The organism is Streptomyces sp. NPDC002513 (genome assembly GCF_053595355.1).
This window is the reverse complement of the sequence record NZ_JBSFXK010000003.1, coordinates 165,523-184,329: the sequence shown is the minus strand read 5'-3', so window position 1 is coordinate 184,329 and position 18,807 is coordinate 165,523. Positions and strand designations below refer to the sequence as shown.

Annotated in this window: 13 protein-coding genes; 6 read left to right on the top strand and 7 right to left on the bottom strand. The window is 72.8% G+C overall.

Going from position 1 to position 18,807, the window contains the following annotated elements; translation table 11 throughout:
• Window positions 1-46: 46 nt before the first annotated feature.
• The 3 genes from ACWD5Q_RS03600 to ACWD5Q_RS03590 all read right to left on the bottom strand — a co-directional run bounded on the left by ACWD5Q_RS03600 (window position 47) and on the right by ACWD5Q_RS03590 (window position 7,205).
• A complete protein-coding gene (locus ACWD5Q_RS03600; RefSeq protein ID WP_451425339.1) occupies window positions 47-1,510 on the bottom strand; it encodes a glutamate synthase subunit beta in 1,464 nt (487 codons plus the stop codon).
• A complete protein-coding gene (gene gltB, locus ACWD5Q_RS03595; protein ID WP_451425429.1) occupies window positions 1,503-6,107 on the bottom strand; it encodes a glutamate synthase large subunit in 4,605 nt (1,534 codons plus the stop codon). The genes ACWD5Q_RS03600 and gltB overlap by 8 nt, the downstream gene beginning before the upstream one ends.
• 366 nt (window positions 6,108-6,473) lie before the next feature.
• Window positions 6,474-7,205 carry a VIT1/CCC1 transporter family protein gene (locus tag ACWD5Q_RS03590; RefSeq protein ID WP_451425338.1) on the bottom strand — a complete coding sequence of 244 codons (732 nt, stop codon included), beginning with the start codon at window positions 7,203-7,205 and terminating at the stop codon, window positions 6,474-6,476.
• A 272-nt stretch (window positions 7,206-7,477) separates the two neighbouring features.
• On the opposite strand from ACWD5Q_RS03590, the gene ACWD5Q_RS03585 reads away from it, so the two are divergent.
• The 6 genes from ACWD5Q_RS03585 to ACWD5Q_RS03560 are packed head-to-tail and all read left to right on the top strand — an operon-like array spanning window position 7,478 to window position 14,423.
• Entirely contained in the window at window positions 7,478-8,701 is a 1,224-nt protein-coding gene (locus tag ACWD5Q_RS03585) for an ADP-ribosylglycohydrolase family protein (protein ID WP_451425337.1), read from the top strand.
• 8 nt (window positions 8,702-8,709) lie between these two features.
• Entirely contained in the window at window positions 8,710-9,873 is a 1,164-nt protein-coding gene (locus tag ACWD5Q_RS03580) for an ADP-ribosylglycohydrolase family protein (RefSeq protein ID WP_451425428.1), read from the top strand.
• A gap of 8 nt (window positions 9,874-9,881) precedes the next feature.
• Window positions 9,882-11,051: an ADP-ribosylglycohydrolase family protein gene (locus ACWD5Q_RS03575; RefSeq protein WP_451425336.1), complete on the top strand. Its 1,170-nt coding sequence runs from the start codon at window positions 9,882-9,884 to the stop codon at window positions 11,049-11,051.
• Window positions 11,039-12,400: an ADP-ribosylglycohydrolase family protein gene (locus ACWD5Q_RS03570; protein ID WP_451425335.1), complete on the top strand. Its 1,362-nt coding sequence runs from the start codon at window positions 11,039-11,041 to the stop codon at window positions 12,398-12,400. The genes ACWD5Q_RS03575 and ACWD5Q_RS03570 overlap by 13 nt, the downstream gene beginning before the upstream one ends.
• Window positions 12,397-13,584, top strand: a complete 1,188-nt coding sequence (locus tag ACWD5Q_RS03565; RefSeq protein ID WP_451425334.1) for a CaiB/BaiF CoA transferase family protein — start codon at window positions 12,397-12,399, stop codon at window positions 13,582-13,584. The genes ACWD5Q_RS03570 and ACWD5Q_RS03565 overlap by 4 nt, the downstream gene beginning before the upstream one ends.
• Window positions 13,581-14,423, top strand: coding sequence for an HpcH/HpaI aldolase/citrate lyase family protein (locus tag ACWD5Q_RS03560; RefSeq protein ID WP_451425333.1), 843 nt, complete (start codon window positions 13,581-13,583; stop codon window positions 14,421-14,423). The genes ACWD5Q_RS03565 and ACWD5Q_RS03560 overlap by 4 nt, the downstream gene beginning before the upstream one ends.
• Before the next feature lie 74 nt (window positions 14,424-14,497).
• Here the strand turns inward: ACWD5Q_RS03560 and lgt are convergent, their stop codons facing one another.
• The 4 genes from lgt to trpB form a co-directional block, all read right to left on the bottom strand.
• On the bottom strand, window positions 14,498-15,568 hold the full coding sequence (lgt, locus tag ACWD5Q_RS03555) for a prolipoprotein diacylglyceryl transferase (RefSeq protein WP_451425332.1): 1,071 nt from the start codon (window positions 15,566-15,568) through the stop codon (window positions 14,498-14,500).
• A gap of 122 nt (window positions 15,569-15,690) precedes the next feature.
• A complete protein-coding gene (locus ACWD5Q_RS03550) occupies window positions 15,691-16,467 on the bottom strand; it encodes a DsbA family protein (protein ID WP_451425331.1) in 777 nt (258 codons plus the stop codon).
• Window positions 16,468-16,601: 134 nt separating this feature from the next.
• The gene (gene trpA / locus ACWD5Q_RS03545) at window positions 16,602-17,417 is read right to left on the bottom strand and encodes a tryptophan synthase subunit alpha (protein WP_451425330.1); all 816 of its coding nucleotides are present in this window, start codon (window positions 17,415-17,417) and stop codon (window positions 16,602-16,604) included.
• Window positions 17,414-18,700, bottom strand: coding sequence for a tryptophan synthase subunit beta (trpB, locus tag ACWD5Q_RS03540; RefSeq protein WP_451425329.1), 1,287 nt, complete (start codon window positions 18,698-18,700; stop codon window positions 17,414-17,416). Before trpB ends, trpA begins: the two co-directional genes overlap by 4 nt.
• Window positions 18,701-18,807 lie beyond the last annotated feature (107 nt).

Genomic DNA, 18,807 nt, shown 5'->3' with positions numbered 1-18,807 from the left:
TTGTACGGGACGTGGGTGGGTGACCGTCAGGTCACGTCCGGGTGGATCAGACCATCAGGGAGCGGTCCGTCGGGCGGATGGGGGCCGGCAGGTCGCTGGCGCCCGTGAGGTAGCGGTCGACGCCCCGGGCTGCCGAGCGGCCCTCGGCGATCGCCCACACGATCAGGGACTGGCCGCGGCCGGCGTCGCCCGCCACGAACACACCCGGAACGTTCGTCTGGAAGTCGGCGTCGCGGGCGATGTTGCCGCGCTCGTCGAGCTCCAGGCCGAACTGCTCGACCAGGCCGTTCTCGCGGTCGGTGCCGGTGAAGCCCATGGCCAGGGTGACCAGTTGCGCCGGGATCTTGCGCGCGGTGTCCGGCTTCTGGGTCAGCTTGCCGTCCACGAACTCGACCTCGGCGAGGTGCAGCCACTGCACCTGGCCGTCCTCGTCGCCCTCGAAGTGGGTCGTGGAGGCCGAGTAGATGCGCTCGCCGCCCTCCTCGTGGGCCGAGGTGACCTTGTAGAGGATCGGGAAGGTCGGCCACGGCTGGCTGACCGGGTGCCGCTCGTCGTTCGGGCGGGGCATGATCTCGAGCTGGGTGACGGAGGCCGCGCCCTGGCGGTGGGCCGTGCCCACACAGTCGGCGCCCGTGTCGCCGCCGCCGATCACGACGACGTGCTTGCCCTCGGCCGAGATCGGCGGGGTGACGTAGTCGCCCTCCTGCACCTTGTTGGCCAGGGGCAGGTACTCCATGGCCTGGTGGACGCCCGTCAGCTCGCGGCCGGGGGCCGGGAGGTCGCGTGCGGTGGTCGCGCCCGCGGCGATCACCACGGCGTCGTACCGCTTGCGCAGGTCCGTCGCCGTGAGGTCGCGGCCGATCTCGACGCCGGTACGGAAGCGGGTGCCCTCCGCGCGCATCTGCTCGATACGGCGGTTGATGTGCCGCTTCTCCATCTTGAACTCGGGGATGCCGTAGCGCAGGAGGCCGCCGACGCGGTCCGCGCGCTCGTACACCGCGACCGTGTGACCGGCCCGGGTCAGCTGCTGGGCGGCGGCCAGGCCGGCCGGGCCCGAGCCGATGACCGCGACCGTCTTGCCGGACAGGCGCTCGGGGGCCTGCGGCTTGACGGTGCCGCTGTCCCACGCCTTGTCGATGATCGAGACCTCGACGTTCTTGATGGTGACCGGCTGCTGGTTGATGCCGAGCACGCACGCCGACTCGCACGGGGCCGGGCACAGGCGGCCGGTGAACTCCGGGAAGTTGTTCGTGGCGTGCAGCCGCTCGGAGGCCTCGGTCCAGTCCTCGCGGTAGGCGTAGTCGTTCCACTCGGGGATCAGGTTCCCGAGCGGACAGCCGTTGTGGCAGAACGGGATGCCGCAGTCCATGCACCGGCCGGCCTGCTTGCTGATGATCGGCAGCAGCGAACCGGGAACGTAGACCTCGTTCCAGTCCTTGACGCGCTCGCCCGCCGGGCGGGACCGGGCGACCTCGCGGCCGTGCGTCAGGAAGCCCTTGGGATCAGCCATGGGTCGCCGCCTCCATCATCTTCTCGGTGATCTCGGTCTCGGTGAGACCGGCTCGCTCGGCGGCGTCCTTGGCGGCGAGCACTGCCTTGTACGTGCTGGGGATGATCTTGCTGAAGCGGTCCACGGCGACGGGCCAGTCGGCGAGGAGCTTCCCGGCGACCGTGGAGCCGGTCTCCTCGGCGTGCCGGCGCACCACGTCGTGCAGCCACTGCCGGTCGGCGTCGTCCAGGGCCTCGATGGAGCCGTGGTTGCCGGCGTTGACGTTGCCGCGGTCCAGGTCGATGACGTAGGCGATGCCGCCCGACATGCCGGCCGCGAAGTTGCGGCCCGTCTCGCCGAGCACGACCGCGTACCCACCGGTCATGTACTCGCAGCCGTGGTCGCCCACGCCCTCCGACACCACCAGCGCACCGGAGTTGCGGACGCAGAACCGCTCGCCGGTACGACCGCGCAGGAACAGCTCGCCGCCGGTCGCGCCGTAGGCGAGGGTGTTGCCCGCGATCGTCGAGTACTCGGTGAGGTGCTCGGCCGCGCGGTCCGGGCGTACGACGACCCGGCCGCCGGACAGGCCCTTGCCGACGTAGTCGTTGGCGTCGCCCTCCAGCCGCAGCGTGATGCCGCGCGGCAGGAAGGCGCCGAAGGACTGGCCCGCCGACCCGGTGAAGGTGATGTCGATCGTGTCGTCGGGCAGGCCCGCGCCGCCGAACTTCTTCGTGACCTCGTGGCCGAGCATGGTGCCGACGGTGCGGTTGATGTTGCGGATCGCGACCTGGGCGCGCACCGGCTGGGCCTCGGTCTGGGAGTTCGCGGCCAGGGCGTCGGCGGCGAGCTTGATCAGCTCGTTGTCGAGCGCCTTCTCCAGGCCGTGGTCCTGGGCGACGACCTGGTGGCGCACCGCGCCCTCGGGCAGCTCGGGCACGTGGAGCAGCGGCTCCAGGTCCAGGCCCTGTGCCTTCCAGTGGTCGACCGCGCGGGTCACGTCGAGGACCTCGGCGTGGCCGACGGCCTCCTCGATGGAGCGGAAGCCCAGCTCCGCGAGCAGTTCGCGGACCTCTTCGGCGATGAACCGGAAGAAGTTCACGACGAACTCGGCCTTGCCGGCGAAGCGCTCGCGCAGCACCGGGTTCTGGGTGGCGATGCCGACCGGGCAGGTGTCCAGGTGGCAGACGCGCATCATGACGCAGCCGGAGACGACGAGCGGCGCGGTCGCGAAACCGAACTCCTCGGCGCCGAGCAGCGCGGCGATGACGACGTCACGTCCGGTCTTGAGCTGGCCGTCGGTCTGCACGACGATGCGGTCGCGCAGCCCGTTGAGCAGCAGCGTCTGCTGGGTCTCGGCGAGGCCGAGTTCCCAGGGACCGCCGGCGTGCTTGAGGGAGGTCAGCGGGGAGGCACCCGTGCCGCCGTCGTGGCCGGAGATCAGGACGACGTCCGCGTGCGCCTTCGAGACACCCGCGGCGACCGTGCCGACGCCGACCTCCGAGACCAGCTTCACGTGAACCCGCGCCTGCGGGTTCGCGTTCTTCAGGTCGTGGATCAGCTGGGCCAGGTCCTCGATGGAGTAGATGTCGTGGTGCGGCGGCGGGGAGATCAGGCCGACACCGGGCGTCGAGTGCCGGGTCCTGGCCACCCACGGGTAGACCTTGTGGCCGGGGAGCTGGCCGCCCTCGCCGGGCTTGGCGCCCTGGGCCATCTTGATCTGGATGTCGTCCGCGTTGACCAGGTACTCGGAGGTCACGCCGAAGCGGCCGGAGGCCACCTGCTTGATCGCCGAGCGGCGGGCCGGGTCGTACAGGCGCTCGGGGTCCTCGCCGCCCTCACCGGTGTTGGACTTGGCGCCCAGCTGGTTCATGGCGATGGCGAGTGTCTCGTGCGCCTCCTTGGAGATGGAGCCGTACGACATGGCGCCCGTGGAGAAGCGCTTGACGATCTCGGAGACCGGCTCGACCTCGTCGACGGGGACCGGCGCGCGGCCGGAGGTGAAGCCGAACAGGCCGCGCAGCGTCATCAGGCGCTCGGACTGCTCGTTCACACGGGACGTGTACATCTTGAAGATGTCGTAGCGGCCGGTGCGCGTCGAGTGCTGGAGGCGGAAGACCGTCTCCGGGTCGAACAGGTGCGGCTCGCCCTCGCGGCGCCACTGGTACTCGCCGCCGATCTCCAGCGCGCGGTGCGCGGGAGCGATGCCGGAAGCCGGGTAGGCCTTGGCGTGGCGGGCGGCGACCTCCTCGGCGATAACGTCGATGCCGACGCCGCCGATCTTGGTGGCCGTGCCGTTGAAGTACTCCTCGACGAAGGCATCGTCCAGGCCGACGGCCTCGAAGACCTGGGCGCCGCGGTAGGAGGCGACGGTCGAGATGCCCATCTTGGACATGACCTTCAGGACGCCCTTGCCGAGGGCGTGGATCAGGTTGCGGATCGCCTTCTCGGGCTCGACGCCCGGCAGGAACGTTCCCGCTCGGACCAGGTCCTCGACGGACTCCATCGCCAGGTACGGGTTGACGGCCGCGGCGCCGAAGCCGATGAGCAGGGCGACGTGGTGGACCTCGCGGACGTCGCCCGCCTCGACCAGCAGGCCCACGTGGGTGCGCTGCTTGGTGCGGATGAGGTGGTGGTGGACGGCCGCGGTGAGCAGCAGCGAGGGGATCGGCGCGTGCTCGGCGTCGGAGTGCCGGTCGGAGAGCACGATCAGGCGGGCGCCGTTCTCGATGGCGGCGTCGGCCTCGGCGCAGATCTCCGCCAGGCGTCCGGCGAGGGCGTCGCCGCCGCCGGAGACCCGGTAGAGGCCGGAGAGGGTGGCGGCCTTCATGCCGGGCATGTCGCCGTCGGCGTTGATGTGGATGAGCTTGGCCAGCTCGTCGTTGTCGATCACCGGGAAGGGCAGGACGACGCTGCGGCAGGAGGCCGCGGCCGGCTGCAGCAGGTTGCCCTGCGGGCCCAGCGCCGAGCGCAGGGAGGTGACCAGCTCCTCGCGGATCGCGTCCAGCGGCGGGTTGGTGACCTGCGCGAACAGCTGGGTGAAGTAGTCGAAGAGCAGACGCGGGCGCTCGGAGAGCGCGGCGATCGGCGAGTCGGTGCCCATGGAGCCGATCGGCTCGGCACCGGCCTTGGCCATCGGCGCGAGGAGGACGCGCAGCTCCTCCTCGGTGTAGCCGAAGGTCTGCTGGCGGCGGGTGACCGAGGCGTGGGTGTGCACGATGTGCTCGCGCTCGGGCAGGTCGCCCAGCTCGATCTCGCCGGCCTCCAGCCAGTCCTGGTACGGCTGCGCGGCGGCGAGAGTCGCCTTGATCTCGTCGTCCTCGATGATGCGGTGCTCGGCGGTGTCGACGAGGAACATCCGGCCGGGCTGCAGCCGGCCCTTGCGGACGACCCTGGCGGGGTCGATGTCGAGGACGCCGACCTCGGAGGCGAGGACGACGAGGCCGTCGTCGGTGACCCAGTAGCGGCCGGGGCGCAGACCGTTGCGGTCGAGTACCGCGCCGACCTGGGTGCCGTCGGTGAAGGTGACGCAGGCGGGGCCGTCCCAGGGCTCCATCATCGTGGAGTGGAACTGGTAGAACGCGCGCCGGGCCGCGTCCCCGGAGTTCATGGATTCGTGGTTCTCCCACGCCTCCGGGATCATCATCAGCACGGAGTGCGGCAGGGAGCGGCCGCCGAGGTGCAGGAGTTCGAGCACCTCGTCGAAGGAGGCGGAGTCGGAGGCGTCCGGTGTGCAGATCGGGAAGATCCGCTCCAGCTTCTCCTGGGGGCCGAACAGATCGGAGACCAGCTGCGACTCGCGGGCGCGCATCCAGTTGCGGTTGCCCTTGACCGTGTTGATCTCGCCGTTGTGGGCGACGAACCGGTACGGGTGGGCGAGCGGCCAGCTCGGGAAGGTGTTGGTGGAGAAGCGCGAGTGGACCAGCGCGATGGCCGTGGTGAAGCGGCGGTCGGACAGGTCCGGGAAGAAGGGTTCGAGCTGGCCGGTGGTCAGCATGCCCTTGTAGACGATCGTGCGCGCGGACAGCGACGGGAAGTACACGCCGGCCTCACGCTCGGCGCGCTTGCGCAGCACGAACGCCTTGCGGTCGAGGTCGATGCCCCGGCTCGCGCGGTCCGTGACGAAGAGCTGACGGAAGACGGGCATGGTGGAGCGGGCGGTGGCGCCCAGCAGCTCGGGGGCGACCGGGACCTCACGCCAGCCGAGGACGGTCAGACCCTCGTCCGCGGCGATCGTCTCGATCTGTGAGACGGCCTCGGCGGTCGTCGCCTCGGGCAGGAAGGCGATGCCGACGGCGTAGCCGCCCGCCTCGGGCAGTTCGAAACCGGCCACGTCACGGAGGAAGGCGTCGGGCACCTGGGAGAGGATGCCGGCGCCGTCACCGGAGTCGGGCTCGGAGCCGGTGGCACCGCGGTGCTCCAGGTTGCGCAGAACCGTGAGCGCCTGTTCGACCAGCGTATGGCTCGCCTCGCCGGTAAGGGTGGCGACGAAGCCGACGCCACAGGCGTCGTGCTCGTTGCGGGGGTCGTACATACCCTGTGCGGCAGGGCGAGCATCCATGAACGACCAGTTCTGGCCATTCGTGGAGTGCTGGGACGGCTGGCGCGGCGTACGCATCGGCTCTCCCGTCGTCGTCATGTGGCATGTGCAGTGCCGAGGGACGACGTTGGCCCTCTGCGTCGGGTGCAAATTTCGTGCAGGTTACATGATGGAGCGGTTCTCGGGAAGCGGATAGTCCGTTCCAGCATGCGGACATCGGCGGGGCGTGGCGCGGGTTCCACGCAACGGCGATGAAGTCAGGGGGGCACAGGCGGACAGATCGATGTCCGTCGGGCCGGGGCGGGGCGGGCGTCGTCACCCACCGCGAAGGTGCGGCGCAGGCGTCATTGCCCGCGGTGCTTACGGCTCATGCCCGGTGGTTAAGTACTTGAAACCAACCGGTAACAACTACTCGTACGGTCCCTCGCACACGTAGCGCGCTTTTCATCCTACGGCCGTACCGAGCAGGCCACCCAGGACGTAGGTCACACCCGCCGCCGCACCACCGAGGGCGAGCTGCCGCAGCCCGCTGAACCACCAGCTCCGCGCCGTCACCTTGGCCACGACCGCACCGCAGGCGAACAGTCCGAGCAGGGCGAGCAGCACCGCGGGCCACAGGGCGTGGGCGCCGAGCAGATACGGCAGGACGGGCAGCAGAGCACCGAGCGCGAAGGACCCGAAGCTGGAGACGGCGGCCACCAGCGGGGAGGGCAGGTCGCCCGGGTCGATGCCGAGTTCCTCGCGCGCGTGTATCTCCAGGGCCTGCTCCGGGTCGCGGGAGAGCTGCCGGGCGACCTCGCGGGCGAGCGCGGGCTCGACTCCGCGGGCCTCGTACAGCGCCGCCAGCTCCGCCTCCTCGTCCTCGGGATGCTTGCGCAGCTCGCGGCGCTCGACATCCAGCTCGGCCTCCACCAGCTCGCGCTGCGAGGCGACGGAGGTGTACTCGCCCGCCGCCATGGAGAAGGCCCCGGCGGCAAGGCCCGCGAGGCCGGTGATGATGATGGTCTGCTGGCCGACGGATCCGCCGGCGACACCGGTCATCAGGGCCAGGTTGGACACCAGTCCGTCCATCGCGCCGAAGACGGCCGGGCGCAGCCAGCCGCCGTTCACATCGCGGTGGGTGTGGTTGTCCCGGTGCGCCTCGTGCAGCGACGCCTCGTTCTCGATGATGGCCATGACCGGCCCCCCAGGGTGCTTGATTGGACTGCTTCCACTTTTTGACAACAATCAAAGTACGTCGCGCATGGCCGGGCCGCCAGCAAGGAAAGGCTGCGCTAACCTGCGTCTTTGGCGCTGAGTGCTCATCCGTGTACTCCTCTGCACAGATGTCGGACGGGTGATGGTGAGGCCGATGAGGCTCGGCGGGACGGCTCCGGTGGCACAGATCCGCACAGCGGTTCCGCGCCCCGGACCGGGGACGGGGCGCGCCCTGAGAGGAGAGGCTCCGTATGGCTTCCATCGCCTGCACTCCCCCGGCCCCGGCCCCCAAAGACGCCTCCGGCCTGCGGGAACGGGCGCGCGGCGCGCTCCTCGGTCTCGCCGTCGGCGACGCGCTGGGCGCGCCCGCAGAGAACATGAGGCCGTCCGAGATCCGCGCCCGCTGGGGCCGCATCACGGGGTACGTCGTCGAGCAGCCCTCCGGCACGGACGACACCGAGTACGCGATCTTCTCCGGGCTGCTGCTGGCCCGGTACGGCTCGGCGCTCACCGTGGCGCAGGTGGAGGCGGCCTGGCACCGGTGGATCGCGGACCGCGACGAGGGCCCGTTCCGCGGGGCGGGCTTCAGCGAGCGGGGCACGCTGGAGAACCTCCGCCGGGGCCTTGCGGCGCCCGTCTCGGCACAGCACCGGCACGCCTGGAGCGACGGCCTGGCCATGCGGGCGGCTCCCTTCGGCGTCTTCGCCGCGGGCCGCCCGGTGGAGGCGGCCCGACTGGTGGCCGTCGACGGTTCGGTGAGCCACGAGGGGGAGGGCATCTACGGCGGCCAGGCGGTCGCGGCCGGGGTGGCGGCGGCGATGGCGGGCGCGCCGACGACCGCCGTGGTGGCCTCGGCCCTCGCGGTCGTCCCCGACGACTCGTGGACGGCCCGCTCCCTGCGCCGCGCGGCGACCGCGGCGCGCCGCGGCGCCCGCGCGGTCCGCTCCGCGGTGGTGATCGGCGGCTACCCCTGGACGGACCTCGCCCCCGAGGCGGTGGCGCTGGCCTTCGGCGCGTACGCGGCGGCGGACGGCGACTTCGAGGAGTCGGTGCTCACCGCGGTGAACATGGGCCGCGACGCCGACACCACGGCGGCGGTCGCGGGCGCGCTGGCCGGCGCGACCTGCGGGGTGTCGGCGATCCCGGCCGCGTGGGCGGCGGCGATCGGACCGGTCCGCGGCCGGTGCCTGCCGTCCATGGCGGGCCACCATGTGCTCGATGTGGCGGACCTGCTGACCCAGCGGGACAGCGGGACGCCGGCGACGGGGACCGCACCTGGGGCGCGGGGCGCCGGCACGCCCGCGCGACAAGGCCGGCCCCCGGACGACGGCGCCCTGGTGCGGGCCGCGACCGGTCGGGAGCCGGTACGGCGCACCGGGCCCCCGCTCCGGGACGCCCGGGCACTGCCCGATCCCGCGGCCCGTGCGAAGGCGGCGCACGTGGTCGCGGCGGACGAGGAGGAGGAGGAACCGTGAGCGCGCCCGTGGATGCGGGGCGGGCCGGAGGAAGGGGGATCGTGAGCGCCTGTGCCGGTCCCCGTCGGATCGAGGGGCTGCTGCTCGGGCTCGCCGCGGGGGATGCCGCCGGCTGGCCGTCCGCCCGGCACCGGGCCGCCCGGATGCCCGAGTGGACCCGGCGGCTGACCCGGGAACTGGACACCTTCGCGGAACAGAACGCGACCACCACGCTGCCCGTGCCGATCGCGCTCAACCAGCCGCCGGAGCCGCTCCGGCTGGGGCCGTCGGACGACGCCGAGTGGGCGGCGTTCGCGGCGGAGGCCGTGCTGCGGGCCGGGGACGGCAACGCGCTCGGCGACCTCGGCCGGCAGCGCCGGATGCGCGCGGCCATCGATCTGTCCTGGAACGCCGTGGCCGCCGAGGTCGCCGCGGCGGCCGACCGCGCGCCCGAGCTCGAGTCGGCGGTACCGCCGCTGCGTGCCCGTATCTCCGTACGCGCGGGACTCGGCAATCTCGCCGCCGGTCTGCGCCCGCCCGCCACCGGCCACGACAACCCGCACTACTTCGACGACGCGGCCTGTGTACGGGCCTGCGTGCTGGCCGTGGCGCACCCCGGGGAGCCCGAACTCGCCGCGGAACTCGCGGAGTTCGACGCCCGTTACACCCAGGACGGCGACGGGGTGCACGGGGCGCGGGCCATGGCCGCGGCCCTCTCGCTCGCCCTGTCCGGGGAGCCGGTCGGGCGGTGTGTGACGGCCGCGCTGGCCGAACTCCCCAAGTCCACCGAGATCGGCCGCAACGCCCGGCACGCGCTGACGCTGGCCCGGGACGCCGACCGCGCCTTCTGTGTCGTACCGCTGCTCGAGCACCAGATCGTCGACCACGTCTACAGCTACGGCGTCGCGGCCGCGGAGACCGTCCCGGTCGCCCTCGCCCTGGCGACGGCGGCCCGCGGCCGGATCGCCGAGGCCGTGCCCGCCGCCGCGTGTCTGTCGCGGGTCGCCGACTCCGCCCCGGCCCTGACCGGCGCGCTGACCGGGGCGATCGGCGGCGGCGCGGCGATCCCGCCCGCCTGGCGCGACGCCTGCCGCACCCTGTCCGGGTGCGCGCTCCCCCGGCTCACCGGTACCGACCTCGTACACCTCGCCGAACTCCTGGAGGCGACGGAACTGACCACTCCCGGTGGATGATTCGGGACATGACGCCCACTTCTGACGAGACGACCCCTCTCGACGACCGCATCACCGGCGCCCTGGTCGGCGCCGCCGTCGGCGACGCCCTCGGCGGCCCCGTCGAGGGCCGCTCCCCCGCGCAGATCGTCGAACGGCACGGCGGTCGCGTGCACGGAATCGTCGGACCCTGGGACGGCGACGACTGGCGCACCGCCCGTCCCGTGGCCCCGTACCACAAGGGCGACGGCCACGTCACCGACGACACCTTGATGACCCATGCGCTGGTCCGGGTGTACGCGGCCGTCCGCGACCACCTCGACGCGTACGCGATCGCCGAACACCTGGTCCCCGACCTGATGACGAACCCGCGCTGGATCCCGGAACTGGAGGCGGAGACGATCCCCCTCCAGCGGATCTTCCTCGCGGAGAAGTGGCTGGTGGCCAGGCTTCACTACGGCCACATCGACCCGCGCGAGGCCGGCGCCGGCAACATCGTCAACTGCGGTGCGGCGATGTACATGGCGCCGGTCGGCCTGGTCAACGCGGCCCATCCGGCGGGCGCGTACGCCGAGGCGCTGGAGGTGGCGGGGGCGCACCAGTCGTCGTACGGCAGGGAGGCGGCCGGGGTGTTCGCGGCGGCGGTGGCGGCCGCGTGCGCGCCGGGCGCGAGCGCCGACTCGGTCGTGGGCGCGTGCCTGTCGCTGGCGAAGGACGGGACGCGCGCCGCCATCGAGACGGTCTGCGACACGGCCTCCCGCTACTCGGACTTCGAGTCCGCGCTGGGTCCGCTGCGGGAGGCGGTCGCCCCCTACGACACGGTCGGCCCGGACTACCGTGCCCCGTCCCTGGGCGCCCGCCGGCCCTCCCGGCTGCACGCGATCGAGGAACTGCCGGTGGCGATCGGCATGGTGGTGGTGGCGCGCGGCGACTACCGGCACGCGGTGCTCGGCTCCGTCAACTACGGCCGGGACTGCGACTCCATCGCGACGATGGCGGGCGCGATCACGGGCGCACTGGGGTCGGAGGTGCCGTCCTACTGGGCGAAGGAGGTCGCGGAGGCCAGCCGTCTGGATCTGCACGCCCCGGCGCGGACACTGACGGAGGTCACGCGGGAGATCTTCGCCCGGGACGTGTACTGCCGCCGGGCCCATGAGGCGGCGTTCGCCGGGATGGGAGGCCCGAGGTGCTCCGACTGACCTGGGTCCAGCCGGAGGACCTCCTCGGCCATGAGCTGCGCCAGGCGGCGCACGAGGGCCGCGAGACGTCGGCCGTCGCGGCGCGGTGGTACCGGGCGGGCGGCCCCGAGGCTCCGTCGCGGGCGGGCGCGTCCCCGGGGCCGGTGTCCCCGTACCTGCGGGTGCTGGCGAAGGACCTGCTGGACGAGCTGGCCGATCTGCCCCGCCGGTCGGCGGAGCGCGAACCGACCTGCCTGGAGCGCATCAAGGCCCTGTGCTCCGACTGGCCGGACCGGCCCGGGAGCACAAGGGTCCCGGCCGAGGCCCGCCTGGAGGCCGCCTGGCTCGGCCGGGCCGTCGGCTGCCTGCTCGGCAAGCCCGTCGAGAAGCTCCCCCTGGACGGCATCCGCGCACTCGCCCGCGTCACGGGCAACTGGCCTCTGCGCACCTGGTTCACGGCCCGCGGAGTACCGGACGACCTCGCCGAGCGGTACCCCTGGAACCGCCGCTCCGCGGCGAACTCCCTCGCCGAGAACATCGACGGCATGCCCGAGGACGACGACCTCAACTACCCGCTCCTCAACCTGCTGTTGCTCGCCCGCCACGGCACGGCCTTCACCACCGCCGACGTGGCCCGGCTCTGGCTCGACGAACTGCCCGCCGGGCGCACGTTCACCGCCGAACGCGTCGCCTACCGCAATCTGCTCTGCGGCATCGAACCCCCGCGCACGGCCCGCCACCGCAACCCCTTCCGCGAGTGGATCGGCGCCCTGATCCGCGCGGACGTCCACGGCTGGACCAACCCGGGCGACCCGGCCGCCGCGGCCGAACAGGCCCACCGCGACGCCACCCTCACGCACACCGCGAACGGCGTCTATGCGGCCATGTTCACGGCCGCCGCCCTCGCCGAGGCGGCCACCGGCGCCCATGACGTCCACCACTGTCTGCGCACCGGCCTCCGTGTGGTCCCGCCCCGCTCCCGGCTGGCCCGCGCCGTCCGCCACGCGATCCGACTCGCGGGCGAGACAAGGGACTTCGACGCGGTCGTCGACGAACTCCACGCCACCCACCGCGCCTATCACTGGGTCCACGCCGTCCCCAACACCGCCCTGATCGCCGCCGCCCTCACCCACGCCGACGGCGACTTCACCGGCTCCGTCTGCCGGGCCGTGTCCGGAGGCTGGGACACCGACTCGAACGGCGCGACGGCGGGCAGCCTCGCGGGCCTGCTCGCCGGACACCCCGGCGCGCTGCCCGACCGCTGGACGGCCCCGCTCAAGAACCGGCTGACCACGTCCGTCGGCGACTTCAACGGCATCGGCTTCGACACCCTGGCCCAGCTCACCCACCGGGAGGCCCACCGCTCATGACCGCGCCCCTCACCGGCCTCCGCGTCCTCGATCTCGCGACCCTCTTCGCCGGCCCCCTCGCCGCCACCCTGCTCGGTGACTTCGGCGCCGAGGTCATCAAGGTCGAGCACCCGGCCCGGCCGGACCCCTCCCGCGGCCACGGCCCGGCCAAGAACGGGGTCGGCCTGTGGTGGAAGCTGCTGGGCCGCAACAAGCGCACGATGACCCTGGACCTGTCCCGGCCCGGCGGGCGCACGACACTGCTGCGCCTGGCCGCGACCGCCGACGTGGTGATCGAGAACTTCCGCCCGGGCACGCTGGAGAAGTGGGGCCTGGGCTGGGACGAGCTGTCGGCGGCGAACCCCCGGCTGGTCCTGGCCCGGGTGACGGCCTTCGGCCAGTTCGGGCCCTACGCCCACCGCCCCGGCTTCGGCACGCTCGCGGAGGCGATGAGCGGTTTCGCGGCCATCACCGGGGAGCCGGAGGCGCCCCCGACGCTGCCGCCGTTCGGGCTGGCCGACTCGATCGCGGCCCTGACGACGGCGTACGCGGTGCTGACCGCCCTCGCGGGCCGGGACCGCACCGGCGCGGGACAGATGGTGGACCTGGCGATCATCGAACCGATCCTCACCGTCCTCGGGCCGCAGCCGATCTGGTACGACCAGCTGGGCCACGTCCAGGGACGCACCGGCAACCGCTCCCGGAACAACGCCCCGCGCAACACCTACCGCACCGCGGACGGCGAGTGGGTCGCCGTCTCCACCTCCGCGCAGTCCGTCGCGGAGCGGGTGATGCGCCTGGTGGGCCGTCCGGAGGTGATCGGGGAGCCGTGGTTCGCGACCGGCGAGGACCGGGCCCGGCACGCCGATGTGCTCGACGAAGCGGTCGGCGGCTGGATCGCCCGCCACACCCGGGCGGAGGTGCTGAAGGAGTTCGCGCAGGCGGAGGCGGCCGTCGCTCCGGTGCAGGACGTACGGGACGTGATGACCGACCCGCAGTACACGGCGCTGGACACGATCACCACGGTCCCCGATCCGGAGCTGGGCCGGCTGCGCATGCAGAACGTGCTGTTCCGGCTGTCCGCCACGCCCGGCGCGATCCGCTGGGCGGGCCGCCCGCACGGCGCGGACACCCGGGTGATCCTGAGCGAGCTGGGCCTCACGGACCGGGAGATCGACGCGCTCGCGGCGGAGGGCGCCCTGTGAGCGCGGCGGGCTTCCCTCCGCTCACCCTGCTGTACGCCCCCGGGGACCGCCCGGAGGTGGTGGGCAAGGCGCTGCTGGCGGGGGCCGACGTGGTGCTGGTCGACCTGGAGGACGCGGTCGCCCCGGACCGCAAGGAGTTCGCACGGACGGCGACGGCGGAACGGCTGTCGGAGCGCCCGCCGGTGCCGGTCCATGTCCGGGTGAACGCGCTGGACAGTCCGTGGGCCGAGGCGGACCTCGCGGCGCTGTCGGCCCTGCCCGGTCTGTCGGGCCTGCGGCTGCCGAAGGTGACGTCTGCCTCGGACGTGGTCCAGGTGGCGCGGCGGGCCGCCCGCGCGGCGGGCGGGGCGGTCCCCCTCTACGCCCTGCTGGAGACGGCCCTGGGCGTGGAGCGGGCCTACTCCATCGCGTCGGCGCACCCGGCGCTGCGGGGCATCGCGCTGGGCGAGGCGGATCTGCGGGCCGATCTCGGCGTACGGGAGGACGCGGGCCTGGACTGGTCGCGGGCGCGGGTGGTGGTGGCCGCACGGGCCGCCGCGCTGCCGCCGCCCGCCCAGTCGATCTATCCGGACACCAGGGATCTGGCGGGCCTCGCGGCCTCCTGCGCCCACGGCCGGACCCTGGGCTTTCTGGGGCGGGCGGCGATCCACCCCCGCCAGCTCCCGGTCATCGAGCGGGCCTACGCGCCCACCGCGGAGGAGATCTCGCGGGCGGAGGAGGTCCTGAAGGCGGCGGCCAGGGACCCGGGCGCCCAGGCCCTCCCCGACGGGCGCTTCGTCGACACGGCGGTGGTGCGGGAGGCTCACACCACGCTGTCCCTGGCCCGCCGCAGGCGCTGAAGGACAGTGCCCCGCAGCACGTCGGGGGCGCCGTATCCCGTGATACGGCGCCCCCGACGGTGTGGCTGCGTCCCTCAGCTCTTCTTCGCCGACCGGGCCTCGTCCGCAGCCGGAGCCTTCGCGTCCTGCGGGGTGGCGGGGCCCTCGGAGGCCTCTTCCGCCCCGGACGCCCCCAGGGCCGCCGGCTCGTCGTCGGCCGGCTCCGGCTTCCCGCCCGCCGGCTCCGACTGCTCCTCGGCCGGCTCGGGCTTCTCCCCGGAGTGCTCCGGCTTCTTCTCCAGAACCGCGGAACCGCCGGCCTCCCCGGCCTCTCCGGCCTCGCCGTCGAAGGAGCCGCGCTCCATGATCTCCTCCCGGCCCGGCCGCAGCCGCGACGAGAGCACGATGTACACGACCGCGCACAGGAACACCAGCATCGCGGTCCAGTCGTTCAGCCGCAGGCCCAGGATGTGGTGCGCGTCGTCGACCCGCATGTACTCGATCCAGCCGCGGCCCACGCAGTACGCGGCCACGTACAGCGCGAAGGCCCGGCCGTGCCCGAGCCTGAAGCGGCGGTCCGCCCAGATCACCAGGAACCCGACCCCGACGCACCACAGCGACTCGTACAGGAACGTGGGGTGGTAGTAGCCGGGCACCCGTCCGCCCGCCGAGGACGTGATGTGCAGCGCCCACGGCAGGTCCGTCGGCCGGCCGTACAGCTCCTGGTTGAACCAGTTGCCCCAGCGGCCGATCGCCTGCGCGAAGGCGATACCGGGCGCGACCGCGTCGGCGTACGCGGGCAGCGTCATGCCGCGGCGGCGGCAGCCGATCCATGCGCCGACCGCCCCGAGCGCGATCGCGCCCCAGATGCCGAGGCCGCCCTGCCAGACCTTGAACGCGTCCACCCAGTCACGGCCCTCGCTGAAGTACAGCTCATAGTCCGTGATCACGTGGTAGAGGCGTCCGCCGACGAGGCCGAACGGCACCGCCCAGACCGCGATGTCGGCCACCGTGCCCGGCCGGCCGCCGCGGGCGATCCAGCGTTTGTTGCCGAGCCACACGGCTACGAAGACACCGATGATGATGCAGAACGCGTAACCGCGCAGCGGAACGGGGCCGAGATACAGCACTCCGCGCGACGGGCTGGGGATGTAGGCAAGTTCCATGGCAGGAACGACGCTACCGTGCCGCACACGCAGCGCGGCAACCCACCCGGCTACGGGTCCATAACGTACGCCGCCCCCGGCGTGGCGGGACCGGGGGCGCGCCGGGCGGGGGCGGCCCGCCCTCAGGACTTGTTCGCCGCCTCCACCATCTGCTTCAGCTTCGCGGGGGTCATCGCCGGGTCGGTGTAGATGTTCTTGCCGTCGAGGAGCACGGTCGGGGTGCCGTTGAAGCCGCCGCTGCGGAACGCGTCGTTCGACTTCGCCACCCAGCCGTCGTGCGTGCCGTCCTTCACGCACGTCCGGAAGGCGGGCGTGTCGAGACCGGGGACCTTGCCCGCGAGCTCGATCAGTTTCGCCTTGTCGGAGAAGGCGTCCTCGGTCTCGCGCGGCTGGTTCTCGTACAGCACGTCGTGGTAGTCGCGGAACCTGCCTGCGTCCTGGGCGCACGCCGCGGCGTTGGCCGCGGTGCGGGAGCCGCTGCCGCCCGTGTTTCCGTCGATGAGCGTGACCAGGTGGTATTCGGCTCTGAGCTTTCCGGAGTCGGCCAGCTGGCGGAGCGTCGGGCGGTAGGCGGTCTCGAAGGCCTGGCAGGCCGGGCAGCGGAAGTCCTCCCACACCGTGAGGGTGGACTTGGCGGAGTCCCGGCCCACCGGAATCGCCAGGCTGTCCTTTCCCGTCGCCCCCGAGGGCACCACGGCGGGACCGGCGGCGCCGCTCTTGCCGCTCTTCCCGGCGTTCGCCGCCAGGAGGCCCACCACCGTCGCCAGGCCCAGGACGCAGACCACCGAGGCCCCTACGATCAGTGCCCGGCGGCGCCTGTCCGCGGTCTTCTGCTTCTGTCGCTCGGCCACCAGCCGCTCACGGGCGGTGCGCTTTCCGTCACGGTTCTTCTCGCTCACATCCGGCAGAACGAACCGGGGAGGCGCAGCGCGCCTCCCCGGTCCCAGGTCCACCCGTTCGAGCGAGAAATGGTCCAGGACTCCCGGAATTCACTCGAAAGGGTGAACTCCCTCGGGTGTCCCGCGGTGCCGTGTCACGCGCCGCCGCGCACGCCCTCGGCCAGCTCGCCCGCCAGCGCCCGTACGGCCTGGAGGGCCGCCGTCTCGTCCTCGGCGTCCAGGATCCGCTTCACGAACGCCGAGCCGACGATCACTCCGTCGGCGAAGGCGGCCACCTCGGCGGCCTGCGCGGCGTTGGAGACGCCGAGGCCGACGCAGACGGGCAGGCCGGTGGTCGCCCGGGTACGCCGGACCAGGTCCTGGGCCTGCGTGCCGACCGACTCACGGGTGCCGGTGACACCCATCAGGGAGGCCGCGTAGACGAAGCCGGAGCCCGCCGCGGTGATCTCGGCGAGCCGCTTGTCCCTGCTGCTGGGCGCGACCACGAAGACCGTGGCGAGCCCGTGCTTCTCGGCGTGCTCCCGCCACAGCGCCGACTCCTGCACGGGCAGGTCCGGCAGGATGCAGCCGGCGCCGCCCGCCTCGGCCAGCTCGGCGGCGAAGCGCTCCACGCCGTAACGGTCGACGGGGTTCCAGTACGTCATCACGAGCACCGGCTTCCCGGTCGCCTCGTGCGCCTCCCGGACCGTGCGCAGGACGTCGGCGATCCTGACGCCCCCGCGCAGGGCGATGTCGTCGGCGGTCTGGATGACGGGACCGTCGAGGACCGGGTCGCTGTGCGGCAGGCCCACCTCGACGATGTCGGCGCCGCCGTCCAGGACCGCCTTGATCGCGGCGATGCCGCCGTCGACGGTCGGGAAGCCAGCCGGCAGGTAGGCGATGAGCGCGGACCGTCCCTCGGCCTTCGCGGCGGCGAGGGTGTCGGACAGCAGTCGGATGTTCCCGCTCACTTGACGTCCCCCTCGATCTCCGCGGCGTCGCTGTCGGCGTCCGCGGCGACGGACGCGTCGGTGTCGTACAGGCCGAAGTACCGGGCGGCCGTGTCCATGTCCTTGTCGCCGCGCCCGGACAGGTTGACGACGATCAGCCCGTCCTCGCCCAGCTCCCTGCCGACCTCCAGGGCACCGGCAAGAGCGTGGGCGCTCTCGATGGCCGGGATGATGCCCTCGGTGCGGGACAGCAGGCGCAGGGCCTGCATCGCCGCGTCGTCGGTGACGGCCCGGTACTCGGCACGGCCGCTGTCCTTGAGGTAGGCGTGCTCGGGGCCGATGCCCGGGTAGTCGAGACCCGCGGAGATCGAGTACGGCTCGGTGATCTGGCCCTCGTCGTCCTGGAGGACGTAGGACCGGGAGCCGTGCAGGATGCCCGGTTCGCCGACGGTGAGGGTCGCGGCGTGCTCGCCGGTCTCGACACCGTGGCCGGCGGGCTCGCAGCCGACGAGGCGGACGGAGGGGTCGGGGATGAAGGCGTGGAAGAGCCCGATGGCGTTGGAGCCGCCGCCCACGCAGGCGACCGCGGCGTCGGGCAGGCGCCCGGCGCGCTCCAGGATCTGCCGCCGCGCCTCGACGCCGATCACGCGGTGGAAGTCGCGCACCATGGCCGGGAAGGGGTGGGGTCCGGCCACGGTGCCGAAGAGGTAGTGGGTGTGGTCGACGTTGGCGACCCAGTCGCGGAACGCCTCGTTGATGGCGTCCTTGAGGGTGCGGGAGCCGGACTGCACGGCGATGACCTCGGCGCCGAGCATCCGCATACGGGCGACGTTGAGGGCCTGCCGCCGGGTGTCGACCTCGCCCATGTAGATGGTGCAGTCGAGCCCGAAGAGGGCACAGGCCGTGGCGGTGGCGACACCGTGCTGGCCGGCGCCGGTCTCCGCGATGACCCGCGTCTTGCCCATCCGCCGGGTCAGGAGTGCCTGCCCGAGGACGTTGTTGATCTTGTGGGACCCGGTGTGGTTGAGGTCCTCGCGCTTGAGGAACACCCGGGCGCCGCCGGCGTGCCGGGCGAACCGCGGCACCTCGGTGAGAGCGCTGGGCCGGCCGGTGTAGTGGACGAGCAGTTCGTCGAGCTCGCGGGCGAACTCCGGGTCGGCCTTGGCCTTGTCGTACTCGGCGGCGACCTCGTCCACGGCGGCGACGAGGGCCTCCGGGATGAACTTGCCGCCGAACGCGCCGAAGTACCCCTCGGCGCTGGGGACCTGACCCTCGGGGTCGGGAATGAAGAACTCGCTGGGCATACGGAATACCTCACAGGGGCGGAGCCCCGGATCGCTCGGAACAGGAATCACATGCGTCGCGTGCGCACGCTGTCCCGGGTGACCGCTGCCGGAGGCCCTCTCGCCGC

What these genes read in the sequence shown, in the direction of transcription:
- ACWD5Q_RS03600 (WP_451425339.1), bottom strand. Translation starts at nt 1,510, where the DNA reads ATGGCTGATCCCAAGGGCTTCCTGACGCACGGCCGCGAGGTCGCCCGG.
- gltB (WP_451425429.1), bottom strand. Translation starts at nt 6,107, where the DNA reads ATGCGTACGCCGCGCCAGCCGTCCCAGCACTCCACGAATGGCCAGAAC.
- ACWD5Q_RS03590 (WP_451425338.1), bottom strand. Translation starts at nt 7,205, where the DNA reads ATGGCCATCATCGAGAACGAGGCGTCGCTGCACGAGGCGCACCGGGAC.
- ACWD5Q_RS03585 (WP_451425337.1), top strand. Translation starts at nt 7,478, where the DNA reads ATGGCTTCCATCGCCTGCACTCCCCCGGCCCCGGCCCCCAAAGACGCC.
- ACWD5Q_RS03575 (WP_451425336.1), top strand. Translation starts at nt 9,882, where the DNA reads ATGACGCCCACTTCTGACGAGACGACCCCTCTCGACGACCGCATCACC.
- ACWD5Q_RS03565 (WP_451425334.1), top strand. Translation starts at nt 12,397, where the DNA reads ATGACCGCGCCCCTCACCGGCCTCCGCGTCCTCGATCTCGCGACCCTC.
- lgt (WP_451425332.1), bottom strand. Translation starts at nt 15,568, where the DNA reads ATGGAACTTGCCTACATCCCCAGCCCGTCGCGCGGAGTGCTGTATCTC.
- trpB (WP_451425329.1), bottom strand. Translation starts at nt 18,700, where the DNA reads ATGCCCAGCGAGTTCTTCATTCCCGACCCCGAGGGTCAGGTCCCCAGC.